Genomic DNA, 22,151 nt, shown 5'->3' on the forward strand with positions numbered 1-22,151 from the left:
GTTCAGCGGCCGCGCACGAGGAGGGGGCATGGCCGCCGCCTTCTCCCGTCTCGCGCGATTCTGGACGCTGCTGCTGCTCGCCTTCACGGTGGGCGCGCAGCCGGTGCTGGCGCAGGCCGCCCCGCAGATCCTGCGCGACACCGAGACGGAGACCTTCCTCAAGGATATCTCCGAACCGCTGGCCAAATCGGCGGGCCTCGCGCCGGGCGCGCTCCAGATCGTCCTGATCCAGGACCCCGAGATCAACGCCTTCGTGGCGGGCGGGCAGATCATCTACATCCAGTCCGGCCTGATCGAGGCCGCCGACAACGCCAACGAGATCGAGGGCGTGATCGCCCACGAACTCGGCCATATCGAGGGCGGCCATATCGTCCGCAACGGCGAGGGCGCGCGGCCGGCCGGCCGCATCGCGCTCCTGTCGCTGCTGCTCGGCGTGGCGGCGGTGGCGGCGGGCGCGCCGGATGCCGGCATGGCGGTGCTCGGCGCGGGCACGACGGTCGCGCAGAGCAATTATCTCGCCTTCAGCCGTGGGCAGGAGGGCAGCGCCGACGCCTCGGCGGTGCGGCATCTCAACGAGGCGCATCTTTCCGGCAAGGGCATGATTAGCTTCTTCGGCAAGCTCCGGCAGGAGGAATATCGCCTGTCGCCGAGCTATGCCGACATCGACCCCTACGCCCAGACCCATCCGATGACCGCCGACCGCCAGCAGGCACTGGAGGCGGACCTCCGCAAGTCGCCCTGGTGGAACGCGCCGATCGATCCGGCCAAGCAGGCGCGCTTCCTGCGCATCAAGGCGAAGCTCGCCGGCTATGTGCAGGACCCGGACGTGACGCTCCGCAAGTTCCCGGAAAGCGACCAGTCGGTCCCCGCCCACTATGCCCGCGCTTATGCGTGGCACCGCGCGGCCTATCCCGATCGCGCCGACTTCGAGGCGGATGCGCTGCTGCGCACCGCGCCGCTCGATCCCTATTTCAACGAGCTGAAGGGCCAGATCCTGCTGGAGAACGGCCACCCGAAGGAAGCGCTCGCGCCGCTTCGGATCGCGGTCGCCCAGTCGGGGAGCGCGCCGCTCATCTCGGCTCTGCTCGGCCACGCGCTGCTCGCCACCGACGATCCCAAATATTTCGCCGAGGCGGAGAAAGTGCTCAAGCTCTCCGTCGACCGGGATCGCGAGGACCCGCTCGCCTGGTATGCGCTCGGCACCGTCTATGCGCGCCGCGGCGACGAGCCCCATGCCGCGCTCGCGACGGCCGAGCGCTATGCGATGGACGGCAACGACACACTCGCCCGCGCCAATGCGGAGACCGCGCTGCGCGGCATTCCGCAGGGCACGCCCGACTATCTGCGCGCCGAGGACATCGCGGTGACCGCGCGCAACAATCTGGACAGCAGGACCCGACACAAATGAACTGGAAGAATATCGCCGGCGGCGGCGCGGCGGCGGCCGTGGGCGCGATCGCGGCGGTGGCGGCGATGCACGGGCTCGACCTGCGCAAGGCGCCCGATCAGGGCGCGTATGTGCGCACCTATCTGCTCGAGCATCCCGAGGTGATCCCCGAGGCGATGGAGCGTCTGCAGGACAAGCAGACCGCCACCCTGATCGCCGCGCACCGCGGCGCGATCGAGACGCCTTTCCCCGGCGCGGTGGCGGGCAACCCCAAGGGCGACGTCACGCTGGTCGAATATTTCGACTATGCCTGCGGCTATTGCCGGGCGAGCGTGGCGGATGTGGACAGGCTGATCGCGGCCGATCCGAACATCCGCGTCGTCTACAAGGAATTGCCGATCCTCTCCGCCTACAGTGACCGCGCGGCGCGGATGAGCCTCGTCGCCGCGCAGGCGGGCAAGTTCGCGGCCTATCACCATGCGCTCTACGGCGAGGGCGCGCTCGACGACGCCAAGATCGACCGCGCGGCGGGCAGCGTCGGCCTCGATGCGAAGGCGGCCGACAGCCCCGCCATCGCCCGCGAGATCGAGGGCAATCTGGATCTCGCCCGCAGCCTCCGCCTGTCCGGCACGCCCACCTTCGTGGTCGGCGACACGATGCTCAACGGCGCGGTCGGCTATGACGGGCTGAAGGAAGCGGTCGCCAAGACGCGGGCGGCGCGCAAGGCCTAGACGGCTTCGCGCCGGAAGCAGTGGGCGGCATGGTCGTTGACGATGCCGGTCGCCTGCATCCACGCGTAGACGATCGTCGGCCCGACGAACTTGAAGCCGCGCGCCTTGAGCGCCTTGGAGACCGTCTCGGAAAGCGCGGTCTTCGCGGGCACCACATGACCGTCGCCCACGAGCGGCTTGCCGTCGGTGAAGGACCAGCAGAAGGCGGAGAAATCCTCGCCCCTGTCGCGCATGGCGAGGAAGGCGCGCGCGCCGCCGATGGTCGCCTCGATCTTGGCGCGCGAGCGGATGATGCCGGCGTCGCCGAGCAGGCGGGCGATGTCCGCCTCGCCGAAGCGCGCCACGGCCTCGGGATCGAAACCCGCGAAGCCCGCGCGGAACGCCTCGCGCTTGCGCAGCACGGTGATCCACGCGAGCCCGGCCTGAAATCCGTCGAGCATCAGCTTCTCCCACAGCGCGCGCGAATCGCGCTCGGGCACGCCCCATTCGGTGTCGTGATAGGCGCGCATCTGCGGATCGTTTCCGGCCCAGGCGCAGCGATGATGGTCGTGGGTCATGGGGTCTCCCGATGTCAGGCGGCAGGCGTCTTGAGCGGCTCGCCCGCGAAGAAGGCGGCGAGGTTGGCGAACAGCATCCCCACCATGCGCTGCACGGCGTCCTGCGTGGAGCCGGCGGTGTGGGGCGTGAAGACGGTGCGGGGCACGTCGGCCCAGCGCGCCGCGGGTGTCGGCTCGGTCTCGAACACGTCGAGCGCCGCGCCGCCGAGGCGGCCGTCCTTCAGCGCCGCGATCAGTGCGTCCTCGTCGACGAGGCTCCCGCGCGCGATGTTGACCAGCAGACCCTCCGGCCCCAGCGCCTCGATCGCCTCGGCCGAGATCAGCCCCGCATTGCCCGCATGGGCTCGCGCCGCGACGACGAGGATGTCGCTTTCATGGGCGAGCGCGACGAGGCTGTCGGCACGCGGCCATTCCGCCTCGGGCTTGGGGTTCGGCCCCCACCAGCCGATCCGCATCCGCATCGCCTCCGCCCGCCGCGCGACCGCGACGCCGATGTCGCCCAACCCTACGATGCCGAGCTTCGCGCCGGCGAGCGAGCGGGTGAAGGCGCGCTGATGCGGGTCCCACGTCCCGGCGCGCACCATCCGGTCCCCGGCGACGATCTGGCGGCGGTGGCCGAGGATCAGCCCGATCGCATGATCGGCGACATCCTCGTCATTGGCGCCGGGCGCGTGGGTGACGGCAAGGCCGCGCGCCTTCGCCCACTCCACGTCGATGCCGTCATAGCCGACCGTGAAGCAGGCGATCAGGCCGAGGTTCGGCATTTGCTCGACCAGCGCCGTATCGAGCGGCGTCTCCCCGATCACCACCAGCGCGCGCGCCTCGGCGATGCGGGCATGGCTGCTCTCCTCCCAGAGCGGGAGCACCTCATAGTGCGCCGCCAGCAGCGGCAGCACACGGGCGAGCACGGGGGCGGCGACGAGGATGACGGGTTTGTCGGCCGAAATTGACGAAGTTGACACGTATGACGCCTCTCTCATTTCTCCGCGCCGACCGCCTTCCCCCATGTCCGCGCCACGGTGTAGCCGAGATAGCCGGTTCCGAAGAGGGCATAGAGCGGTTCGGGGATGGCGGCGAGATAGGCCGAGATGGCGCGGGTCATGAGGGCGGCGATGTCCGGCCGGGCGGCGGCGATCCCCGCCATCGGGAAGGCGCCGAGCAGCAGCGCGTACATCACGTAGAGGAAGGCGGGCCGCGCGCGGCTGGTGAAGCGGTCGGCGGACGGCTCCTCGGCGAGCGGCGGGGCGGGGGGCGTGCTGGCCATCTCAGCCAACCCGGTTGACGAGCCAGCCATAGAGGAAGGCCTCGTCGGCGGGCCGCGTCTCGGCGAGCGCGATGTAGCGTGCGCCCTGGAGCGCATCGAGCGCCTTCACCAGCACCGTCCCGGCCGCCGGACCGCGCGTGCGGAGAAAGGCTTTCAGCGCGCCGAGCGTGGCGGTGTCGACCGCGCCCGAGGCGGGGATGTCGGCATAATCCGCGCCGCTGCGGTTGAGCGCGTTCAGCGCCCTGCGGAGAAAGCCGGCCGCCGTGCCCGTGCCCATGTTGACGCCGGTATCGAACAGCTCGGCTGCGACGTCGGGCGCGAGGTCGGCGACCCGGTCGAGTCCGGGCTTCGTCCAGTAATCGGCGCGATAGATGGCGGCGGCGGTGTCGGGGGGGAGCTTCGCCATGTCGCCCCTGTAGCCATGTGCGCGGGCGACGGCCTCACTGATCCCGAAGCGAGTCGGCCCGCCCTTGTCGGCGGCGCGTGCGCTGTAGCCGCCCTCGCGCTGGATCAGCTCGTCGATGAGATCGCTGGCGTCCATGAACCTGCTCCTCGAAGATGGAGCTGATTCATATAACCAGATAGGTTCGTGTAGGAAAATGGATTTTGCCGGAACGCACCCGATGCCCGCCAAGTAGCCGATTTCGCGGGGCGAATCGCCGACGGGGGCGATCGCGAGTCGGCGATCACGAAGGGAGACTGGGGTCCGTTCAGGGAAGATGGTCGGGGCGACAGGATTCGAACCTGCGACCCTTAGACCCCCAGTCTAATGCGCTACCAGGCTGCGCCACGCCCCGACCTAGGCGGCGGCCATTAGGCGACCGCCGCGCGCTTGGCAAGCGGGCAAAACAGGCGCGCCTTGCATGGGGCGGCAGCGGCATGGTAGGCGCCCGCCCTCCACATGGGCTGCTTTTCGTATCCGAACGAGCGCCCCAGCCAGGCCGAACCGCACGATGTTCTCGTCCCCAGCTTATGCCCAGACTGTAGGCTCCGCGCCCGGCGCGTCCGGTTTTGCGGCCTATTCCGGTTTCATTCCCATCGTCCTGATGGTGGTGATCTTCTATTTCCTGCTCATCCGCCCGCAGCAGGCGCGCGCCAAGCAGCACAAGGCGATGATCGACGGTGCCAAGAAGGGCGACGTGGTCGTCACCGGCGGCGGCCTGGTCGGCCGCATCACCAAGGTCGAGGGTGACGAGGTGGAGGTCGAACTCGCGCCCAACGTCCGCGTCCGCGCGATCAAGTCCACGCTCACCGAGGTGCGCGGGACGACCAAGCCAGCGAACGATTGAGGGGGGGCTGAGGGGGCCATGCTCGATTTCCCGCGCTGGAAGATTGCTTCGATCATCGGGGTGCTGCTGATCGGCATCCTGTTCGCCGTGCCGAGCTTCATTCCCGAGACGACGGCGAATAAGCTGGGTCTCGGCTTCGCGCCGCGCATCAATTACGGCCTCGATCTGGCCGGCGGGAGCCACATCCTGCTCGAGGCGGACACGGCCGACGTCGCCAAGACGCGCCTCGCCGCGATGCAGGACACGATCCGCGGCGAGATGCGGCGGATGAGCCCGCAGGTCGAGATCGGCGACATCTCGACCGCGAACGGCTCGCTGAGTTTCTTCGTGCGCGATCCCGCGCAGGTCGACGCGGCGGTGGAGAAGGTCCGCACGCTGACGTCGCCGGTCGGCTCGACCGGCCAGCGCGATTGGGATGTGCGCGTCGTCGATTCGACCCGCATCGTCATGACGCCGACCAAGGGCGGCATCGACCAGTTCGTGAAGCAGGCAATGTCCGGCGCGACCGACATCGTCCGCAAGCGTATCGACGCGCTCGGCACCAAGGAGCCGACGATCGCGCAGCAGGGCGCCGACCGCATCCTCGTCGAGGTGCCGGGCGAGGGCGACCCCGCCGCGCTGAAGGCGCTGATCGGCAAGACCGCCAAGCTCGAATTCAAGCTCGTCGACACGCAGGCCGATCCCGCCAAGGTGGCGGCCGGTCAGGCGCCGGTCGGCGACCAGATCCTGCGCTACGAGAATGGCGCGCCGGTCGCCGTCTTCCGTCAGGCGATCATCACCGGCGCGGACCTCAAGACCGCCAAGCAGGATTACGACCAGAACAACGAGGCCATCGTCTCGATCGGCTTCAACAGCCGCGGCGCGCGCTCCTTCGCGGAGACGACGCAGCAGAATGTCGGCAAGCCCTTCGCGATCATCCTTGATAACGTGGTGCTCTCGGCGCCGCGCATCGACGAGCCGATCCTCGGCGGCAGCGCGTCGATCCATGGCGGCTTCACCGTCCAGTCGGCGCAGGCGCTGGCGATCTCGCTCCAGTCGGGCGCGCTGCCGGTGACGCTGAAGACCGTGGAAGAGCGCACCGTCGGCCCCGGCCTCGGCCAGGACTCGATCCACGCGGGCATCGTCGCCTCGGCGATCGCGGTGGCCGCCGTGGTGATCTTCATGCTCGTCACCTACGGCCGCTTCGGCGTCTATGCGAACCTCGCCGTCATCATCAACGTGTTCGTGATCCTCGGCGCCATGGCGCTGCTGAACGCGACGCTGACGCTGCCGGGCATCGCAGGCTTCGTGTTGACGATCGGCACGGCGGTGGACGCCAACGTGCTGATCAACGAGCGCATCCGCGAGGAGCGGCGGCGCGGGCGCAGTGTCGTGCAGGCGGTCGAGCTGGGCTATACCGAGGCCAGCCGCACCATCTTCGAGGCGAACGTGACGCACGCCATCTCGGGGCTCATCATGCTCATCCTGGGCTCCGGCCCGGTGAAGGGCTTTGCCGTGGTGCTGCTGCTCGGCATCGCGACGTCGGTGTTCACGGCCGTGCTGTTCACGCGCATGATGGTCGCGATCTGGCTCCGCCGCGCGCGCCCGCAAGCCATCCATATCTGAGGCGACCCGAACCATGCGCCTGCTCAAGATCGTTCCCGACAACACCAATATCGGCTTCGTGAAGCTGCGCGGCTGGGCCTTCGGGCTCACCCTGCTGCTCACCATCGCGGCCGGCGTGCTGGTCGGGGTGCGCGGCCTCAACTTCGGCGTCGACTTCGTCGGCGGCCTGATGATCGAGGCGAAGTTCGCCGGTGACGCCCCGCTCGACGCGGTGCGCCACAAGGTGGACGGCCTCGGCGTCGGCACCGCCCAGCTCCAGCAGTTCGGCGCGAAGAACACCGTGTCGATCCGCCTGCCGCTGCCGCACTCCACCGACGAGGGCGCCAACAACGCGCTGGTCAACAAGGTCGAGGCGGCGCTCAAGGCCGACTATCCGAGCGTGACCTTCAACCAGGTCGAGACCGTCTCGGGCAAGGTGTCGGGCGAGCTGATCCGCAACGGCGTGCTGGCGGTGTTCCTCGCCGTGTTCGGCATCGCCCTGTTCGGCATCTTCCGCTTCGAATGGCAGTTCGGCGTGGCGACCTTCGTGTCGATCTTCCACGACGTGCTGATGACGCTGGGCTTCTTCGCGCTGACCCGGCTGGAGTTCGACCTCAACATCGTCGCGGCGGTGCTGACGATCATCGGCTACTCGATCAACGACAAGATCGTGATCGACGACCGCATCCGCGAGAATATGCGCAAATATCGCCAGATGCCGCTCGGCGAGCTGATCGACCTCTCGGTCAACGAGACGCTGCCGCGTACCGTGATGACCTCGCTCACGATCATCCTGGCGCTGACCTCGCTGCTGCTGTTCGGCGGCGAAGTGCTGCGCGGCTTCACGGCGGCGATGATCCTGGGCGTCGTGGTCGGCACCTATTCGTCGATCTACGTCTCGTCCTCCCTGCTGATCTCGCTCGGCCTCGACAAGTCCCGCTTCCGCCAGATGGCGGCGGCGACCGACAAGAAGAAGGCCAGCCGCGACCGCGCCGAGCGGATCGCGCCGAAGCCGTAAGACATGGCGAAATTCTCCCCCGATCCCGTCGCCGCAGGGCCCGCCATCCGCGGCTTCTCCGGCGGCGGCTTCCGGATCGACGAGCAGGTCTTCGCCGACGGCGCGCTGCTCACCCCGGAGACGGCGGTGGAGTGGCAGGCGCCCGCGATCGAGGCGCTCGACCTCGACGCCATCGCGCCGCTGCTGGCCCATGAGCCGACGGCCGAATTTCTGCTGCTCGGCACCGGGGCGGCGCTGCGCCGTCCGTCGCCGGCCTTCGTCGCCGCGCTGGAGGCGAAGGGCATCGGGCTCGAAGTGATGGACAGCCGCGCCGCCGCCCATGCCTGGGGCGTGCTGCGCGCCGAGGGCCGCGAGATCGTCGCCGCGCTGATGCGGCTGGATCGCTAGCGCCCCGTCAGCCCCGCGAGATGATCGCGCAGCGCCAGCGCGTTCGCATCCCATGTGAAGCGCTCGGCCGCCGCGCGCACCGCCGCCGGGTCCGGCGGAAAGGCGATCAGTTCCGCCACGGCCGCCGCGATCGCGGCCGGATCGCGCGCCACGATTCGCCCGGCGGCGGGCCGGTCCACCAGCTCCCGCGCGCCGCCCACGTCGCTGATGACCACCGGCGTGCCGCAGGCGAGCGATTCGACCCAGGCATTGGCGAGCCCCTCCGACGCGGAGACCAGCACGCCGACATCGGCCGCCGCGGCGAGGGCGGGCAGCGTCTCATGCGGGCGCGGGCCGAGCAGCTTCACCCGCTCGTTCAGCCCTCGCGCGGCCACCAGCGCCTCCAGCGCGGCGCGCTCGGGGCCTTGCCCCACGATCATCAGCGTGCCGCGCGGAAGCCGCGCCAGCGCCTCGATGACGAGCGCATGGCCCTTGCGCGGGATCAGCGCCCCCACCGACAGCAACAGTGGCCCCGAGACGCCCAGAGCAGCCTTGGCGGCCTCCCGGTCCGCCGCGGGGCGGAAGCGGGCGAGGTCGACGCCGGTATAATGGATGCGGATGCGCTCGCCCGGCAGGCCCAGCGCCACCATGTCGTTGCGCAGCGCCGCGCTCACCGCGAGCATCCCCGCGGCGTCGCGCCCGGCATCCGCGACCTGCCCGCGCGTCCAGCGCTGGCGGCCCCAATGGTGGATATCGGCCCCGCGCGCCTTGATCGAGACGGGCACGCCCAGCGCCTCGCCCAGCCGGGTCGCGGCCGGGCCGTCGGGGAAGAAGAACTCCGCGTCGATCACGTCGAAGGGGAAGCGCCGGCGCATCTCGGTCAGGAACGGGGTGAGCGCGCGCACCATCGCACCCGGATTGAAGCCGCCCAGCCCCGGCACCGCGGTGAAGCGCGGGCGGTGGAGGGGAAGGCCTTTCCACATCTCGCCCATCGGCAGCGTCGCGAGCGCGCTCCAGCGCGGATGGCGGGCGAGGGGGCCCGGCGGCAGGCCCACTGGTGCCACCACTTCCACCTCCACGCCGGGCAGGCCTGCGAGGCCCAGCGTCTGCCGCTCGACGAACACGCCGAAGGTCGGCCGTGTCTCGTCGGGGAACAGGGTGGAGAGGGTCAGCACGCGCAACATGGCTCGCCTTGTGCCATCAAACTGTTAAGAGCGCATTCAGGCCGGAAGCGAAACTGTCCCGGCATCGCCAGCGGGCCATCATCCGGGCCGCTTCCCTCATCCGGATCGAGCCGCTAAGAGCATCGTCATGCTGCGTTCCGCCTCCCGCCCGCTCCTCCTCGCCGCGCTCGCCGCGATCGCCTTTGCGCCCCTCGCCAGCTGTGCCGGCGGCGGCAAGAAGAAGGCGGATACGCGCTTCATCGCCCGCGACGTCGATACGCTCTACACGCTGGCCCGCGACCGCCTGGACCGGCGCCAGTACAAGATCGCCGCCCAGCTCTTCGACGAGGTGGAGCGCCAGCATCCTTATTCGATCTGGGCGCGCCGCGCCGAGCTGATGAGCGCCTACAGCTATTATCTGGCGCGCGACTACAACGCCTCGATCTCGTCCGCCCAGCGCTTCCTGTCGATCCACCCCGGCAACCGCGACGCGCCTTACGCCTATTATCTGATCGCCATCGACTATTATGAGCAGATCAACGACGTCACCCGCGACCAGAAGATCACCCAGCAGGCGCTCGACGCCTTGGGCGAGCTGATCCGCCGCTATCCGGATTCGCGCTACGCAGCCGATGCGCGTCTCAAGACCGACCTCGTCAACGATCACCTCGCCGGCAAGGAGATGGAGATCGGCCGTTTCTATGAGCGGCGTGGCCAGTGGCTGGCGGCGATCATCCGTTTCCGCGTCGTGATCGACAAATATCAGACCACCACCCACGTTCCCGAGGCGCTGGAGCGCCTGACCGAATCCTATCTGGCGCTGGGCGTGCCGGTGGAGGCGGAGAAGGCCGCCGCGGTGCTGGGCAACAACTATCCCGGCTCCAAATGGTATCAGCGCGCCTACACGCTCATCACCAAGAAGGCCCCCGAGACGGTGGGCCGCCACGGCAAGCATGAGCCCAAGGCGAAGCATCGCAAGGACAAGAAGGGCCAGTGAGGCACGGCGGGCGAGCGCCTGCCGATGCTTTTTGTTCATGGCCTGTTCTCATCTGCGCGATGATCGCGTAGAGAAGGGCCATGCTGATCCGTCTCGCCATCCGCGACGTCGTGCTGATCGAGGCGCTGGACCTCGATTTCACAGCGGGTCTGGGCGCGCTCACCGGCGAGACGGGGGCGGGCAAGTCGATCCTGCTCGATGCGCTGGGGTTGGTGCTCGGCCAGCGGGCGGATAGCGGGCTGGTGCGCCATGGCGCGTCGCAGGCGGTCGTCACCGCCAGCTTCGATGCGGGTGACGATGCGGTCGTCGCCGCACTCCTCGCCGAGAACGGACTGACGGGCGAGCCCGGCGAACCACTGATCGTGCGGCGCATCGTCAAGGCAGACGGTGGCAGCCGCGCCAGCATCAACGACCAGCCCGCCTCCGCCGCGTTGCTGCGCGAACTGGGCGGCCGGCTGGTCGAGATCCACGGACAGCATGACGATCGCGGCCTGCTGAACGCGCGCGGGCATCGCGCGCTGCTGGACGCCTTCGGCCGCTTCGACACCGGGCCGCTTGGCCAGGCCCACGCCCGCTGGCGCGCCGCCGAGGCCGAGCTGGCGCAGGCGCGAGCCGATCTCGAAGGCGCCGAGCGGGATCGCGAATGGCTCGACCATGCGGTCCGCGAGCTGACCACGCTGGCGCCCGAGCCGGGCGAGGAGGAGGCGCTCGCCGGGGAGCGCGCCGCCATGCAGAAGGGCGCGCGGCTGGCCGAGGATATGGCCGGTGTCTCGCAGCATCTCGATGGCTCGGAGGGCGCGCTGGCGGCGCTGCGGCAGGCGGCGCGGCGGCTCGACCGAGTGGCGCACGAGCATGAGGCGCTGGCCTCCGCGCTGGCCGCGCTCGACCGTGCCGTGATCGAGGCGGCCGAGGCCGAGGAGGCGCTGGAGGCGGCGGCGCAGGCGCTCGCCTTCGATCCCGAGCGGCTCGACCGGATCGAGACGCGGCTGTTCGATCTGCGCGGGGTTGCCCGCAAGCATCGCGTCCAGCCCGACGAACTGCCCGCGCTGGTCGAGGAACTGTCCGAAAGGCTCGCCCGCATCGAGGCAGGGGGCGAGGGCCTCGCGACGTTGGAGAAGGCCGTGAAGGCCGCTCGCGCGGCCTATGAGGAGGAAGCGGGCGCGCTGTCCGCCGCGCGGCATGAGGCGGCGGGTCGGCTCGATCGGGCGGTGGCGGAGGAGCTGGCGCCGCTCAAGCTCGACGCCGCGCGCTTCCGCACCGCGATCGAGCGGCTGCCCGAGGGCCAGTGGAGCGCCGAAGGGCGTGATCGGGTGGAATTCCTGATCTCGACCAATCCGGGCGCGCCCTTCGCGCCGCTGGCCAAGATCGCGTCCGGCGGCGAGCTGTCGCGCTTCATCCTGGCGCTCAAGGTGTCGCTGGCCGAGGCGGCAGGCGCGCGGACGATGATCTTCGACGAGATCGACCGGGGCGTCGGCGGCGCGGTGGCCTCCGCGATCGGAGACCGGCTGGCGCGGCTGTCGGCGAAGGCGCAGTTGCTGGTGGTGACGCACAGCCCGCAGGTGGCGGCGCGCGCCGACAGGCAGCTCCTCATCGCCAAGAGCCATGACGGCACCGTCACGCGCACCGGTGTCCGCCTCCTCGACGCGACCGAGCGGCGCGAGGAGATCGCGCGGATGCTGTCCGGCGCCGAAGTCACCGACGAAGCGCGCGCGCAGGCGGGGCGGCTGCTGGTGGCCTGAGGGAGGCGGGGGGAGTTCCCCCGGACCCGGAATACCGCGCCCTCAGCCGTGATGATCGGGTGTGTCGTCTTCATGGGAGTGGCCGGTGCCCAATCCGCCCCCCATCCCCATGCCGGCGCCCAATCCCATGCCACCGCCGCCGCCTTTGCCGGCGCCACCCCCGCCGCTTTCGCCCTTGCCGCGGCCGGACCCGAGCTGGCGCGAAGGGCCCTGGACGGGAATGGCGAGGCCGGCCGGAATCGGATCGAGATCGAGCGCATGGCGAATGAAGTCGCGCAGCGAGACGACCAGTGGCTGCGTCGGCACCTGTCGGCCGGCGACGAGTTCGCGGGCGGCGTGCTCCGCCAGGCGCACATGCTCCTCCGTGCCGAGCAGCAGGATATCGGCCAGCGCCGCCTCGACCGTATCCCGGATGCGCCGGCCGCGCTCGGACTGCTCCGAAAGGTCGACGGTCCCCGTGGCGCCGCCGGGGGCTTCGCGCAGGTCGCGCAGATGGCGGGGATCGACCATCAGGTTGCCGGTGAAGGAGCCGCCCAGCGTCTTGTAGGCAGCGATGAGCGTGCGGAGCCTCTCATTGATCTGCCGGTTCATGCGCTCGCGGCGTTGCTGGATGGTGACCATCATCACCAGCCGGATGCCGACCCCGAGCAGGGTCACCAGCACCAATCCGAGCAGGGTGGCGAGCAGGCTCTGCCATGAGGTGAAATCGATATTGCGCAACGGCTTCTCCGCGGGCTGCCGATCCTCCCCAAGGAGAACGCCGTGCGGCCGCACCGGTGCCTCCCTTGGGGAGCGGACGATATCGATCGGCTTGGGCGGGCGCAGCGTTTATTTGCGCGGGAGCGGCCGTGGCGCATCCGTTCGCGTCACGCCGAGGGGCCGTTCAAGTCATGGGAGAAATTGGTGCGCCCGGAACGATTCGAACGTCCGACCCTCAGATTCGTAGTCTGATGCTCTATCCAGCTGAGCTACGGGCGCGCATTGGAGGCGGGCTGTTAGATCGGCTGGGGGCGGACTGCAACCCTTTTGTCACCGTCCGCCCCAAAATTCTCGCTCAGCCCAGATTTTCCGCCATTTCGGCCAGCTCCAGCCAGCGCATCTCGGCGGCGTCCTTCTTCTCGCGCGCGGTCTCGATCGCCTTCATCAGCGCGTCGAATCGCTTGGGGTCCCTGGCGAAGAGATCGGGGTCGGCCAGCGCCGCCTCGTCGCGCGCGATCGCGGCCTCCAGCTTCTCGATCTCGCCCGGTAACAGGTCGAAGTCGCGCTGGTCCTTGTAGCTGAGCTTGGATTTCTTCGGCGGCGGGGCGGCGGCGGGCGTCTCGGCCTTGGAGGCGGCCTTCTTTGGCTCCGCCTTGGGCGCGCGCTGGCGCACCCAATCCTCATAGCCGCCGGCCACCACATCAACCTTGCCCGAGCCGTCGAGGCCGAGTGTGATCGTCACGGTGCGGTCAAGGAAGTCGCGGTCGTGGCTGACGATCAGGACGGTGCCGTCATAGTCCGAGATCACCTCCTGCAGCAGGTCCAGCGTCTCCATGTCGAGATCGTTGGTCGGCTCGTCGAGCACCAGCAGGTTGGACGCACGGGCAAACTCGCGCGCCAGCAGCAGGCGCGAGCGCTCGCCGCCGGACAGCGAACCGATCTTCGCCTCGGCGATCGAGGGATCGAACAGGAACTCCTTCAGATAGCCCTGCACATGCTTCTTGATGCCGAGCACGTCGATCCAGTCGCCGCCGTCGGCGAGCACGTCGCGGACGCGCTTCTCGGGCGCCATCAGCTTGCGCTGCTGATCGATGACGACGCCGTTGAGCGTCTTGGCCTGCACGATGCTGCCCTCGTCAGGCTGGATTTCGCCGGTGAGCAGCTTGAGCAGTGTCGACTTGCCCGCGCCATTGGCGCCGACGATGCCGATGCGGTCGCCGCGCTGCACGCGGAGCGTGAAGTCCTTGATGATGGTGCGCTCGCCGAAGCGCTTGGTCACGCCCTTGGCGTCGATCACCGTCTTCGAGCGCGCGTCGTCGGTCGCGGTGGCGAGCGCGGCGGTGCCCTGCGGACCGACCATCGCCTTCCGCGCGGCACGCATCTCCATCAGCTTGGCGAGGCGGCCCTGGTTGCGGCGGCGGCGCGCCGTCACGCCGCGCTGGAGCCAATGCTCTTCGAGCTTTAGTTTCGCGTCGAGGCGCTGGGCGTTGCGCTCCTCCTCGGCATAGACCTGCTCGGTCCAGGCTTCGAAGCCGCCATAGCCGATCTCGGCGCGGCGCACGCCGCCGCGGTCCAGCCAGAGCGTCTGGCGGGTGAGGCGGGTGAGGAAGGCGCGGTCGTGGCTGATGACGACGAAGGCGCCGGTGAAGCGCGCCAGCCACTCCTCCAGCCACTCGATCGCGGCGAGGTCGAGATGGTTGGTCGGCTCGTCGAGCAGGATGACGTCGGGCTCCTGCGCCAGCGCGCGGCAGATCGCGGCGCGGCGGCGCTCGCCGCCGGACGCGGTGTCGGCCGGGCGATCGAGATCGATGCCGAGCTGGTCGGCGATCGCCTCCACCTCGTGCGGCAGCGGCGCGTCGGGGGCGGAGAGGGCGTAGTCGCGCAAGGTCGCGAAGCCCGCCATCGCCGGCTCCTGCTCCAGCAGGATGACGCGCGTGCCGGGCACGATGGTGCGGCGGCCCTCGTCCGAATCGATCTTGCCGGCGAGCAGCTTGAGCAAGGTCGTCTTGCCGGCGCCGTTGCGGCCGATCAGCGCGAGGCGGTCGCGCTGGCCGATGTGGATGTCGAGATGCCGGAAAAGCCAGCCGGAGCCCTGGACGACGCCAAGGTCTTCATAGGAAAGAACGGGTGCAGCCATGATGGCGCTGAGCTAGGGCATGACGCGCCGAAATGGTAGCCATGCGATGCGCCATGGCCACAGCCCGTCGAGAATGGCGCCCGCCACAATATGGGCTCTGCATTCACGGCTTGTTCAAGCCTTGATGGCTATGCGAGCCCCATGCGGATGAGACGGTATCTGTTGTGTGTGCCTTTGCTCGTCGTCGGCCTGTCGGCCGCCGATGCCGGCCCGCGCCGTCCGCCCGACCAGTATCGGGCGCGCGAGGCGATGCGCGAGGGCGCCCGCCCCCTGCGCGATATCCAGCAGCAATGGCAGCATGGGATGCGCGGCTACGACTATCTCGGATCGGACTATGATGCTGGCTCGGGCAATTACCGGCTGAAGTTCATGCGCGACGGCTCGGTGAGCTGGGTCGACGTGGACGGCCGCACCGGCCGCGAGGTCGGACGTTCGCCCCGCTGAGGGCTTTCTGGCGACGCAACCCACTCGTTGCTTGCCCGTTCATCTTCGCCGCGTCAGATAGGCGGCAGAGAACAGGGAAAGGCCCAGGCACATGCGCATTCTCGTCGTCGAGGACGAACCCACGCTCGGGCGGCAGCTCCGGGCCACGCTGGAGGGTGCGGGTTATGCCGTCGATCTCGCGACCGACGGCGAGGACGGGCACTATCTCGGCTCCACCGAAAGCTATGACGCGATCATCCTCGATCTGGGCCTGCCCGAGATCGACGGGCTGACCGTGCTCGACCGCTGGCGCAAGGAAGGGCGCGACATGCCTGTCCTCGTACTGACCGCGCGGGATAGCTGGTCGGACAAGGTGGCGGGCCTCGATGCCGGCGCCGACGACTATCTCGCCAAGCCGTTCCAGACCGAGGAGCTGATCGCCCGCCTGCGCGCGCTGATCCGCCGTGCCTCGGGCAATGCCTCGTCGGAGCTGGTGGCGGGCGACGTCCGCCTCGACACGCGCTCGGGCAAGGTGACGAAGGCGGGCGAGCCGGTGAAGCTCACCGCGCAGGAATACAAGCTGCTCAGCTACCTCATGCACCACAAGGGCAAGGTGGTGAGCCGCACCGAGCTGATCGAGCATATCTACGATCAGGACTTCGATCGCGACTCCAACACCATCGAGGTGTTCGTGACGCGCATCCGCAAGAAGCTCGGCACCGACATCATCACCACCATCCGGGGGCTGGGCTACAGCCTTGAAGAGTCCGACCCCGCCAACGCCTGAGGCCGGCCCGGACGCGGCGCCCGCCGGCGAGGTCCGCCGGCGCGAGCGCTGGTGGATCGGCCCGCTCAACATGCTGCGCATCCTCGCCTTCCTGCGCCCGCACGGGCGGGAGTGGCGGGGCAGCGCGCGGATCACGGGGTCGCTCACCCGCCGCATGATCGGCATGGCGGCGCTGTGGATCATGCTGCTGCTGGCCGGCGGCGACGTGGCGCTGGACCGGGTGCTGACCGGCGCGATCACGCGGAATTTCGACGATTCGCTCCAATATGTGCTGAACTCGATGATCCTCCAGTCGGAGATCGGGCCGGACGGGGAGGTGCGGTTCAGCCGCCCGCTCGCCGATCAGCGATTCCTGGAGCCTTATTCGGGCCTCTACTGGCAGGTGTCCGGCCGGGGGCACGACGCCTTCCCGTCGCGCTCGCTGTGGGACCAGACGCTCGCCGTCGACCTGGCCCACGCCTATCCCGACGTCCACGCCTATGACAGCCAGCAGTTCCGCGACGAGCCGCTGCGCGTGGTCGAGCGGGACGTGAAGCTGCCGGGATCGTCGGTGACATGGCGTTTCCAGGTCGCGCAGAGCCGCGACGTGCTCGACGGGCAGATCAAGGTGCTGCGCCGGACGATGATCCGCAGCTTCGCCATCCTCGGGCTCGGCCTTATCCTGCTGTCGGCGCTCCAGATCGTCTATGGCCTGTGGCCGTTGCGCCGGGTGCGGCTCGCGATCGCGGCGGTGCGGTCGGGCCGCGCGGCGCGGGTCGACGTGGCGCTGCCGCTCGAGATCCGCCCGATGGTGGAGGAGCTGAACGACCTGCTCGCGCACAACGAGAAGCAGGCCGAGGAGGCGCGCACCCACGCCGGCAATCTCGCCCACGCGCTGAAGACCCCGTTGACCGTCGTGATGAACGCCGTGACAGCTGGCGCGCCAGACTTGCCCCAGACGGTGATGCGCGAGGCGCGGACGATGCGCCGGCAGGTGGACCACCACCTCGCCCGCGCGCGCGCCGTCGGCCGGCGCGGTTCCGCGCAGAGCCGCGCGGACGTCTGGACCTCGCTCACCGCCGTCAGCCATGCGGTCGACCGGCTCTTCCCCGAGGTGGTGATCGACCTCGACGGCACGCGCGGCCTCGCGGTCAGGGTGGAGCGGCAGGATCTCGACGAGCTGCTCGGCAACCTCATCGAGAATGCCGCCAAATATGGCGGCGGCCGCGTGTTCGTGACCGTGCAGCAGCAGGACGAGCGGGTCGAGATCCTGGTCGAGGATGACGGGCGCGGCATCCCCGAGGCGGAGCGCGAGAAGATCTTCGAGCGCGGCGCCCGGCTCGACACCGGCAAGCCCGGCACCGGCCTCGGCCTCGCCATCGTGCGCGACGTGGCGGAAATCTACGGCGGCAGCGTGGCGCTGGAAGAGAGTGAGGATCTGGGCGGGCTGCTCGTCCGGCTCAGCCTGCCGCTCAGCGCCTGACGGGCGATCATTCAGGAAAACGGAATGCGGTGGTCAGTTCCTGACCATCGATATGGCCAAACATGCTGAGTAGAAGCGCCCCATTCCCCGCACCCCGACAAGGGCGAGGCGGCTACCCCCTTGCGGAGTGACGGACATGGGCATGCTTGTCGACGGCCAATGGCACGACGTCTGGTACGACACCCAAGCGACCGGCGGGCGCTTCGTCCGCAAGGATGCGGCCTTCCGAAACTGGGTCACCCCCGACGGCAGCGCCGGACCGAGCGGCGAGGGCGGCTTCAAGGCCGAAGCGGGCCGCTATCACCTCTATGTCTCGCTCGCCTGCCCATGGGCGCATCGCACGCTCCTCCTGCGCGCTTTCAAGGGGCTGGAGGAGATGATCTCCGTCTCGGTGGTGAACTGGCTGATGGGCGAGAAGGGCTGGACCTTCGCCGACGCCCCCGGCGTGGTGGCCGATCCGATCCACGACGCGCGCTTCCTGCACGAGGTCTATACCGCCGCCGATCCCTCCTACAGCGGCCGCTCGACGGTGCCGATCCTGTGGGACAGGCAGCGCGGCACGATCGTCAACAACGAATCCTCTGAGATCATCCGGATGCTGAACTCGGCGTTCGACGGCATCGGCGCGAAACCCGGCGATTTCTACCCCGAAGCGCTGCGCGCCGAGATCGATCAGGTGAACGCGCGCGTCTACGACACGCTCAACAACGGCGTCTACAAGGCCGGCTTCGCCACCACGCAGGCGGCCTATGAGGAGGCGCTCTCCCCGCTGTTCGACACGCTCGACTGGCTGGAGGAGCGGCTCGCGCAGCGCCGCTGGCTGGTAGGCTCGCAGATGACCGAGGCGGATATCCGCCTGTTCACGACGCTGATCCGCTTCGACGCCGTCTATGTCGGCCACTTCAAGACCAACCTGCGCCGGATCGCGGATTATCCGCATCTCTCGGCCTATCTGCGCGACGTCTACCAGACGCCGGGCGTCGCCCCGACCGTCAACTTCGAGCATATCAAGAAGCATTATTACCAGAGCCACCGGACCATCAATCCGCACGGCGTCGTGCCGGCCGGGCCGGTGCTCGATCTGGACAGCCCGCCCAACCGCGAAGCGCTGGGCTGATTTCCTCCCATCCCGCGAACCCTCTTCGGAGGGCTCGCACGATCCCCCGGTCACGCATTCCGCGTGCCCGAACCCCTGCCTGCACCCTCAGGAGACCCACGATGCTGAAGTTCTATTTCCACCCGTCGCCCAACCCGATGAAGACCGCGCTGCTGCTCGAGGAGCTGGGCCTCGCTTATGAGACCATCAAGGTCGACACCTTCAAGGGCGAGCAGCACGAAGACTGGTTCCACGCGATCAACCCGAACAACAAGGTGCCCGTGATCGTCGACGGCGACACCACCGTGTTCGATTCGAACGGCATCCTGCTCTATCTCGCCGAGAAGCACGGCCGTTTCCTGCCGACCGACGAGAAGGCGCGCGGGGCGGCGATCTCGTGGCTGTTCTTCGTCGCGACCGGGCTGTCGCCCTTCTCGGGCCAGGCGGTGCACTTTCTCCACCATGCGCCGGAGACGCTGCCCTACGCGCAGAACCGCTATCTGAAGGAAGTCGAGCGCCACTATCGTGTCCTCGACGAGCGCCTCGCCACCCACCGCTATCTGGCCGGCGACGAATACAGCATCGCCGATATCGCGTTGTGGGGCTGGGGCAATGCCGCCGGCTACATCCTCGGCGAGAAGGGGCTCACCGACACTCCGAACGTGAAGCGTCTCCACGACGAGATCTCGGCGCGCCCGGCCGCCGCGCGCGCTCATGCGATCAAGGAAGCGCTGACGCTGAAGACCGAGTTCGACGAGGAAACCCGTCGCGCGCTCTTCCCGCAGAACGCGTAAATTCTTCCGGGTCGCGGATCGGGTACGCCCGGCTCGCGGCCCCTTCCTTTGGAGGGATGCCCCGATGCAGCTCCGCTTCAACAATGTCGCACTGGCGGTTTCCGATCTGGAGCGCGCGATCGCCTGGTATGGTGAGGTGCTCGGCTTCACCGTCGCAGAGCGCGGCCGCTTTGACGCAGTGGGCGCCGGCTATGCGATGGTCGATGGCGCGGGCATCCGCATCGAGCTGGTCCACCGCGAGCGTGGCGCGTTCACGCCCGTCGATCGCACCGCCCCGCCGCATCATCTCGATGTGCTGGGCTGGAAGGCGCTGGTTCTCGAAGCCGACGATCTGCCCGCCGCCACGGCCAGCTTCGCCGACAAGGGGGCGGAGATAATGTGGGCCGACATGCAGATATCCGCCGATCGGCGCGGCACCATGCTGCGCGATCCGGACGGCAATCTGATCCACATCTTCGGGCCGCGAGGCGTCATCTGACGCGCCCTTCGAAGGGACGGCTTTCCCTGTTCCAAGGATAAATGCTGCGACGCGGCGTAAAATGTGCGATACCGCTGTCAATCCACATCGCACCCGGAGTTTCGCCATGTCCGCACCGCAGGGAGCGCACGCGCATCCCGGCCTCGTCATGTTCGCGCTGGCGATGGGCGGGTTTGCGATCGGGACCACCGAGTTCGCCTCGATGAGCCTGCTCCCCTATTTCGCGCGAGGCCTGCGCATTGACGAGCCGACCGCCGGCCATGTCATCAGCGCCTATGCGCTGGGCGTGGTGGTCGGCGCGCCGCTGATCGCGGTGATCGGGGCGAAGCTCGCGCGACGGACGCAGCTCATCGCGCTGATGGCGATGTTCGCGCTGGGCAACGGCCTTTCCGCGATGGCGCCGAGCTATGGCTGGCTGCTGCTGTTCCGGTTCATCGCGGGGCTGCCGCACGGCGCCTATTTCGGCATCGCCGCGCTGGTCGCGACGGGTCTCGTGCCGCCCAACCGGCGCGCGATGGCGGTCGGCCGGATCATGCTGGGCCTGACTGTCGCCACCGTGATCGGCGTGCCGGCGGCGAGCTGGATCGGGCAGGCGGTGGGCTGGCGCTCGGGCTTCGCGATCGTCGCCGGGCTGGCGCTGACCACCGTGGCGCTCGTCACCCTCTATGCCCCGCGCGACGCGGCGCACCCTGACGCGAGCCCGCTGCGCGAGCTGAGCGCGCTCGGCAAGGTGCAGGTGTGGCTGACGCTGCTGATCGGCGCGGTCGGCTTCGGCGGGCTGTTCGCGGTCTACACCTATCTCGCGACCACGCTGGTCGAGGTGACGCATGTGTCGCCGGGCTTCGTGCCGGTGGTGCTGATGGTGTTCGGCCTCGGCATGACCATCGGCAACATCGTCGTGCCGTGGTTCGCGGACAAGGCGCTGATGCCGACCGCCGGCGGTCTGCTGCTCTTCTCGGCGCTGATGCTGATCCTGTTCCCGCTGGCGGCGCCGCATCTGTGGTGGATGATGGCGGACGTGTTCCTGATCGGCATCGGCGGCGCGCTCGGCACGGCGCTCCAGACGCGGCTGATGGATGTCGCCGAACATGCGCAGGCGCTGGCCGCCGCGCTCAACCATTCGGCGTTCAACACCGCCAATGCGCTGGGGCCGTTCCTCGGCGGTCTGGCGATTGATGCGGGGCTGGGCTGGACGTCGACCGGCCCGGTCGGCTGCGGACTGGCGCTGGGCGGCTTCGCGATCTGGGCGGTGGCGGTGTGGGACGCCAGACGCCGAGAAGGGCGACCGGCCATCGCCTGACCGGCCGCCCTTCTCGGAGGGTTTCGATGTTCAGAGCGTGGCCATGCCGCCATCGAGGATGATCTCGGTGCCGAGCGCGAAGCCGCCCTCGTCGGAGGCGAGGAAGACCACCGCGTCCGCAATCTCCTTCGAGTGGCCGTAGCGGCCGAGCGGGATCTGCGCCTTGATCGCATCGCCGATCGCCGCATTCTCCTCCGGCGTCGAGCCCAGACGGTCATGCAGCGGGGTGCGGACCGGGCCGGGGCTCACCGCGTTCACGCGGATGTCGCGGCCGACCAGCTCGCCCGACAGCGTGCGCGCCATCGACAGGAAGGCGGCCTTGGTGGCGGCGTAGATGCTCGAACCGGGCATCCCGAGATGCGCGTTGATCGAGGTGTTGAGCACGATCGAGGCTGGATTGGCCAGCACCGGCAGCAGTGCCTGCACGAGGAAATACGGCCCCTTCACATTGATCGCGAAGCTGCGGTCGAAAGCGGCCTCGGTCCACTGCTCGACGGGGCCGAAATCGGCGATGCCGGCGTTCAGGAAGGCGATGTCGAGCGTGCCGAAGCGCGCCTTCACCGCATCCGCCACCCCCTTCTGCGCGGCGACGTCGCCGGCGTCCGCCTTGAGGACGAGGGCGTCGGGGCCGAGCACGCGCTGCGCTTCGGCGATATTGTCCGGATTGGTGCCGGTGACGATGACGCGGGCGCCTTCCTCGATGAAGCGGCGGGCGGTTTCGAGGCCGATGCCGCTGGTGCCGCCGGTGATGAGCGCGGTCTTGTTGGAGAGACGTGCCATGATGACTTCCTTTCCATTCGCTTGGCTGCCCCGATCGCAGCCTCGGGAGAAGAGGTAGGCATTCTGCATGACTGGATAAATGGGCCGAAACTGATTACAC

The 22,151-nt window shown here is 69.0% G+C and carries 23 protein-coding genes and 2 tRNA genes; 15 read left to right on the plus strand and 10 right to left on the minus strand.

Annotated elements, in window-relative coordinates:
• Positions 1-28 precede the first annotated feature (28 nt).
• Positions 29-1,408, plus strand: a complete 1,380-nt coding sequence (locus ST3T6A_RS0109135) for a M48 family metalloprotease (RefSeq protein WP_019832612.1) — start codon at positions 29-31, stop codon at positions 1,406-1,408.
• Positions 1,405-2,118 (plus strand): DsbA family protein, encoded by a 714-nt coding sequence (locus ST3T6A_RS0109140; RefSeq protein WP_019832613.1) that lies wholly within the window; start codon positions 1,405-1,407, stop codon positions 2,116-2,118. The genes ST3T6A_RS0109135 and ST3T6A_RS0109140 overlap by 4 nt, the downstream gene beginning before the upstream one ends.
• Here the strand turns inward: ST3T6A_RS0109140 and ST3T6A_RS0109145 are convergent.
• The 5 genes from ST3T6A_RS0109145 to ST3T6A_RS0109165 all read right to left on the minus strand — a co-directional run bounded on the left by ST3T6A_RS0109145 (position 2,115) and on the right by ST3T6A_RS0109165 (position 4,736).
• Entirely contained in the window at positions 2,115-2,675 is a 561-nt protein-coding gene (locus tag ST3T6A_RS0109145; RefSeq protein ID WP_019832614.1) for a DNA-3-methyladenine glycosylase I, read from the minus strand. The genes ST3T6A_RS0109140 and ST3T6A_RS0109145 overlap by 4 nt on opposite strands.
• A 14-nt stretch (positions 2,676-2,689) precedes the next feature.
• Positions 2,690-3,637, minus strand: a complete 948-nt coding sequence (locus ST3T6A_RS0109150; RefSeq protein WP_019832615.1) for an NAD(P)-dependent oxidoreductase — start codon at positions 3,635-3,637, stop codon at positions 2,690-2,692.
• Between the two features lie 14 nt (positions 3,638-3,651).
• Complete coding sequence (locus ST3T6A_RS0109155; RefSeq protein WP_019832616.1) at positions 3,652-3,939, minus strand: 3TM-type holin; 288 nt, start codon at positions 3,937-3,939, stop codon at positions 3,652-3,654.
• Position 3,940: 1 nt separating this feature from the next.
• Entirely contained in the window at positions 3,941-4,480 is a 540-nt protein-coding gene (locus ST3T6A_RS0109160) for a glycoside hydrolase family 108 protein (protein WP_019832617.1), read from the minus strand.
• 179 nt (positions 4,481-4,659) lie between these two features.
• Positions 4,660-4,736: transfer RNA gene (locus tag ST3T6A_RS0109165), tRNA-Pro, on the minus strand.
• Positions 4,737-4,892: 156 nt separating this feature from the next.
• Between ST3T6A_RS0109165 and yajC the strand changes: the two genes are divergently transcribed.
• Genes yajC through ST3T6A_RS0109185 form a run of 4 tightly spaced genes read left to right on the plus strand, consistent with a single transcriptional unit; the run spans position 4,893 to position 8,217 of the window.
• Positions 4,893-5,228: a preprotein translocase subunit YajC gene (gene yajC, locus ST3T6A_RS0109170; protein WP_019832618.1), complete on the plus strand. Its 336-nt coding sequence runs from the start codon at positions 4,893-4,895 to the stop codon at positions 5,226-5,228.
• Between the two features lie 18 nt (positions 5,229-5,246).
• A complete protein-coding gene (secD, locus tag ST3T6A_RS0109175) occupies positions 5,247-6,833 on the plus strand; it encodes a protein translocase subunit SecD (protein ID WP_019832619.1) in 1,587 nt (528 codons plus the stop codon).
• Between the two features lie 13 nt (positions 6,834-6,846).
• Positions 6,847-7,830 carry a protein translocase subunit SecF gene (gene secF / locus ST3T6A_RS0109180; protein ID WP_019832620.1) on the plus strand — a complete coding sequence of 328 codons (984 nt, stop codon included), beginning with the start codon at positions 6,847-6,849 and terminating at the stop codon, positions 7,828-7,830.
• Between the two features lie 3 nt (positions 7,831-7,833).
• Complete coding sequence (locus ST3T6A_RS0109185) at positions 7,834-8,217, plus strand: Mth938-like domain-containing protein (protein WP_019832621.1); 384 nt, start codon at positions 7,834-7,836, stop codon at positions 8,215-8,217.
• Here the strand turns inward: ST3T6A_RS0109185 and ST3T6A_RS0109190 are convergent.
• Positions 8,214-9,380: a glycosyltransferase gene (locus tag ST3T6A_RS0109190; protein ID WP_019832622.1), complete on the minus strand. Its 1,167-nt coding sequence runs from the start codon at positions 9,378-9,380 to the stop codon at positions 8,214-8,216. The genes ST3T6A_RS0109185 and ST3T6A_RS0109190 overlap by 4 nt on opposite strands.
• 127 nt (positions 9,381-9,507) lie before the next feature.
• Here ST3T6A_RS0109190 and ST3T6A_RS19750 point away from each other — a divergent pair, with 127 nt between their 5' ends.
• On the plus strand, positions 9,508-10,356 hold the full coding sequence (locus ST3T6A_RS19750) for an outer membrane protein assembly factor BamD (RefSeq protein ID WP_019832623.1): 849 nt from the start codon (positions 9,508-9,510) through the stop codon (positions 10,354-10,356).
• A gap of 80 nt (positions 10,357-10,436) precedes the next feature.
• Entirely contained in the window at positions 10,437-12,095 is a 1,659-nt protein-coding gene (recN, locus tag ST3T6A_RS0109200; RefSeq protein WP_019832624.1) for a DNA repair protein RecN, read from the plus strand.
• A 42-nt stretch (positions 12,096-12,137) separates the two neighbouring features.
• On the opposite strand, the gene ST3T6A_RS0109205 is transcribed toward recN, so the two are convergent.
• From ST3T6A_RS0109205 to ST3T6A_RS0109215, 3 genes are all read right to left on the minus strand, one after another.
• Entirely contained in the window at positions 12,138-12,815 is a 678-nt protein-coding gene (locus ST3T6A_RS0109205) for a hypothetical protein (RefSeq protein WP_019832625.1), read from the minus strand.
• Positions 12,816-12,996: 181 nt separating this feature from the next.
• Positions 12,997-13,073, minus strand: a tRNA-Arg gene (locus tag ST3T6A_RS0109210).
• Positions 13,074-13,149: 76 nt separating this feature from the next.
• Entirely contained in the window at positions 13,150-14,931 is a 1,782-nt protein-coding gene (locus tag ST3T6A_RS0109215) for an ABC-F family ATP-binding cassette domain-containing protein (RefSeq protein ID WP_019832626.1), read from the minus strand.
• Positions 14,932-15,078: 147 nt separating this feature from the next.
• On the opposite strand from ST3T6A_RS0109215, the gene ST3T6A_RS0109220 reads away from it, so the two are divergent.
• The 7 genes from ST3T6A_RS0109220 (at position 15,079) to ST3T6A_RS0109250 (ending at position 21,271) form a co-directional block, all read left to right on the plus strand.
• Complete coding sequence (locus ST3T6A_RS0109220) at positions 15,079-15,375, plus strand: hypothetical protein (RefSeq protein ID WP_026359561.1); 297 nt, start codon at positions 15,079-15,081, stop codon at positions 15,373-15,375.
• Between the two features lie 91 nt (positions 15,376-15,466).
• On the plus strand, positions 15,467-16,141 hold the full coding sequence (locus ST3T6A_RS0109225) for a response regulator transcription factor (protein ID WP_019832628.1): 675 nt from the start codon (positions 15,467-15,469) through the stop codon (positions 16,139-16,141).
• Positions 16,142-16,295: 154 nt separating this feature from the next.
• Entirely contained in the window at positions 16,296-17,603 is a 1,308-nt protein-coding gene (locus ST3T6A_RS0109230; protein WP_083937445.1) for a sensor histidine kinase, read from the plus strand.
• A gap of 136 nt (positions 17,604-17,739) precedes the next feature.
• A complete protein-coding gene (locus ST3T6A_RS0109235; RefSeq protein WP_019832630.1) occupies positions 17,740-18,720 on the plus strand; it encodes a glutathione S-transferase family protein in 981 nt (326 codons plus the stop codon).
• A gap of 101 nt (positions 18,721-18,821) precedes the next feature.
• The gene (locus tag ST3T6A_RS0109240; RefSeq protein WP_019832631.1) at positions 18,822-19,493 is read left to right on the plus strand and encodes a glutathione S-transferase family protein; all 672 of its coding nucleotides are present in this window, start codon (positions 18,822-18,824) and stop codon (positions 19,491-19,493) included.
• Positions 19,494-19,557: 64 nt separating this feature from the next.
• Positions 19,558-19,971, plus strand: a complete 414-nt coding sequence (locus ST3T6A_RS0109245) for a VOC family protein (protein WP_019832632.1) — start codon at positions 19,558-19,560, stop codon at positions 19,969-19,971.
• A gap of 106 nt (positions 19,972-20,077) precedes the next feature.
• Entirely contained in the window at positions 20,078-21,271 is a 1,194-nt protein-coding gene (locus tag ST3T6A_RS0109250; protein ID WP_019832633.1) for an MFS transporter, read from the plus strand.
• A gap of 30 nt (positions 21,272-21,301) precedes the next feature.
• Here ST3T6A_RS0109250 and ST3T6A_RS0109255 read toward each other — a convergent pair whose 3' ends face one another.
• Positions 21,302-22,051 carry an SDR family oxidoreductase gene (locus tag ST3T6A_RS0109255; protein ID WP_019832634.1) on the minus strand — a complete coding sequence of 250 codons (750 nt, stop codon included), beginning with the start codon at positions 22,049-22,051 and terminating at the stop codon, positions 21,302-21,304.
• Positions 22,052-22,151 lie beyond the last annotated feature (100 nt).

It is taken from the genome of Sphingomonas sp. PR090111-T3T-6A (assembly GCF_000383095.1).
Lineage (GTDB): Bacteria > Pseudomonadota > Alphaproteobacteria > Sphingomonadales > Sphingomonadaceae > Solisphingomonas.

Bases quoted from the DNA above. Each gene is read 5' to 3' on its own strand.
- ST3T6A_RS0109235 (WP_019832630.1), top strand. From the start codon at position 17,740: ATGGGCATGCTTGTCGACGGCCAATGGCACGACGTCTGGTACGACACC.
- ST3T6A_RS0109225 (WP_019832628.1), top strand. From the start codon at position 15,467: ATGCGCATTCTCGTCGTCGAGGACGAACCCACGCTCGGGCGGCAGCTC.
- ST3T6A_RS0109250 (WP_019832633.1), top strand. From the start codon at position 20,078: ATGTCCGCACCGCAGGGAGCGCACGCGCATCCCGGCCTCGTCATGTTC.
- ST3T6A_RS0109135 (WP_019832612.1), top strand. From the start codon at position 29: ATGGCCGCCGCCTTCTCCCGTCTCGCGCGATTCTGGACGCTGCTGCTG.
- ST3T6A_RS0109145 (WP_019832614.1), bottom strand. From the start codon at position 2,675: ATGACCCACGACCATCATCGCTGCGCCTGGGCCGGAAACGATCCGCAG.
- ST3T6A_RS0109230 (WP_083937445.1), top strand. From the start codon at position 16,296: ATGATCGGCATGGCGGCGCTGTGGATCATGCTGCTGCTGGCCGGCGGC.
- ST3T6A_RS0109155 (WP_019832616.1), bottom strand. From the start codon at position 3,939: ATGGCCAGCACGCCCCCCGCCCCGCCGCTCGCCGAGGAGCCGTCCGCC.
- secD (WP_019832619.1), top strand. From the start codon at position 5,247: ATGCTCGATTTCCCGCGCTGGAAGATTGCTTCGATCATCGGGGTGCTG.
- ST3T6A_RS19750 (WP_019832623.1), top strand. From the start codon at position 9,508: ATGCTGCGTTCCGCCTCCCGCCCGCTCCTCCTCGCCGCGCTCGCCGCG.
- ST3T6A_RS0109215 (WP_019832626.1), bottom strand. From the start codon at position 14,931: ATGGCTGCACCCGTTCTTTCCTATGAAGACCTTGGCGTCGTCCAGGGC.
- ST3T6A_RS0109185 (WP_019832621.1), top strand. From the start codon at position 7,834: ATGGCGAAATTCTCCCCCGATCCCGTCGCCGCAGGGCCCGCCATCCGC.
- secF (WP_019832620.1), top strand. From the start codon at position 6,847: ATGCGCCTGCTCAAGATCGTTCCCGACAACACCAATATCGGCTTCGTG.
- yajC (WP_019832618.1), top strand. From the start codon at position 4,893: ATGTTCTCGTCCCCAGCTTATGCCCAGACTGTAGGCTCCGCGCCCGGC.
- ST3T6A_RS0109240 (WP_019832631.1), top strand. From the start codon at position 18,822: ATGCTGAAGTTCTATTTCCACCCGTCGCCCAACCCGATGAAGACCGCG.
- ST3T6A_RS0109245 (WP_019832632.1), top strand. From the start codon at position 19,558: ATGCAGCTCCGCTTCAACAATGTCGCACTGGCGGTTTCCGATCTGGAG.
- ST3T6A_RS0109255 (WP_019832634.1), bottom strand. From the start codon at position 22,051: ATGGCACGTCTCTCCAACAAGACCGCGCTCATCACCGGCGGCACCAGC.
- ST3T6A_RS0109140 (WP_019832613.1), top strand. From the start codon at position 1,405: ATGAACTGGAAGAATATCGCCGGCGGCGGCGCGGCGGCGGCCGTGGGC.
- ST3T6A_RS0109220 (WP_026359561.1), top strand. From the start codon at position 15,079: ATGAGACGGTATCTGTTGTGTGTGCCTTTGCTCGTCGTCGGCCTGTCG.
- ST3T6A_RS0109160 (WP_019832617.1), bottom strand. From the start codon at position 4,480: ATGGACGCCAGCGATCTCATCGACGAGCTGATCCAGCGCGAGGGCGGC.
- ST3T6A_RS0109190 (WP_019832622.1), bottom strand. From the start codon at position 9,380: ATGTTGCGCGTGCTGACCCTCTCCACCCTGTTCCCCGACGAGACACGG.
- recN (WP_019832624.1), top strand. From the start codon at position 10,437: ATGCTGATCCGTCTCGCCATCCGCGACGTCGTGCTGATCGAGGCGCTG.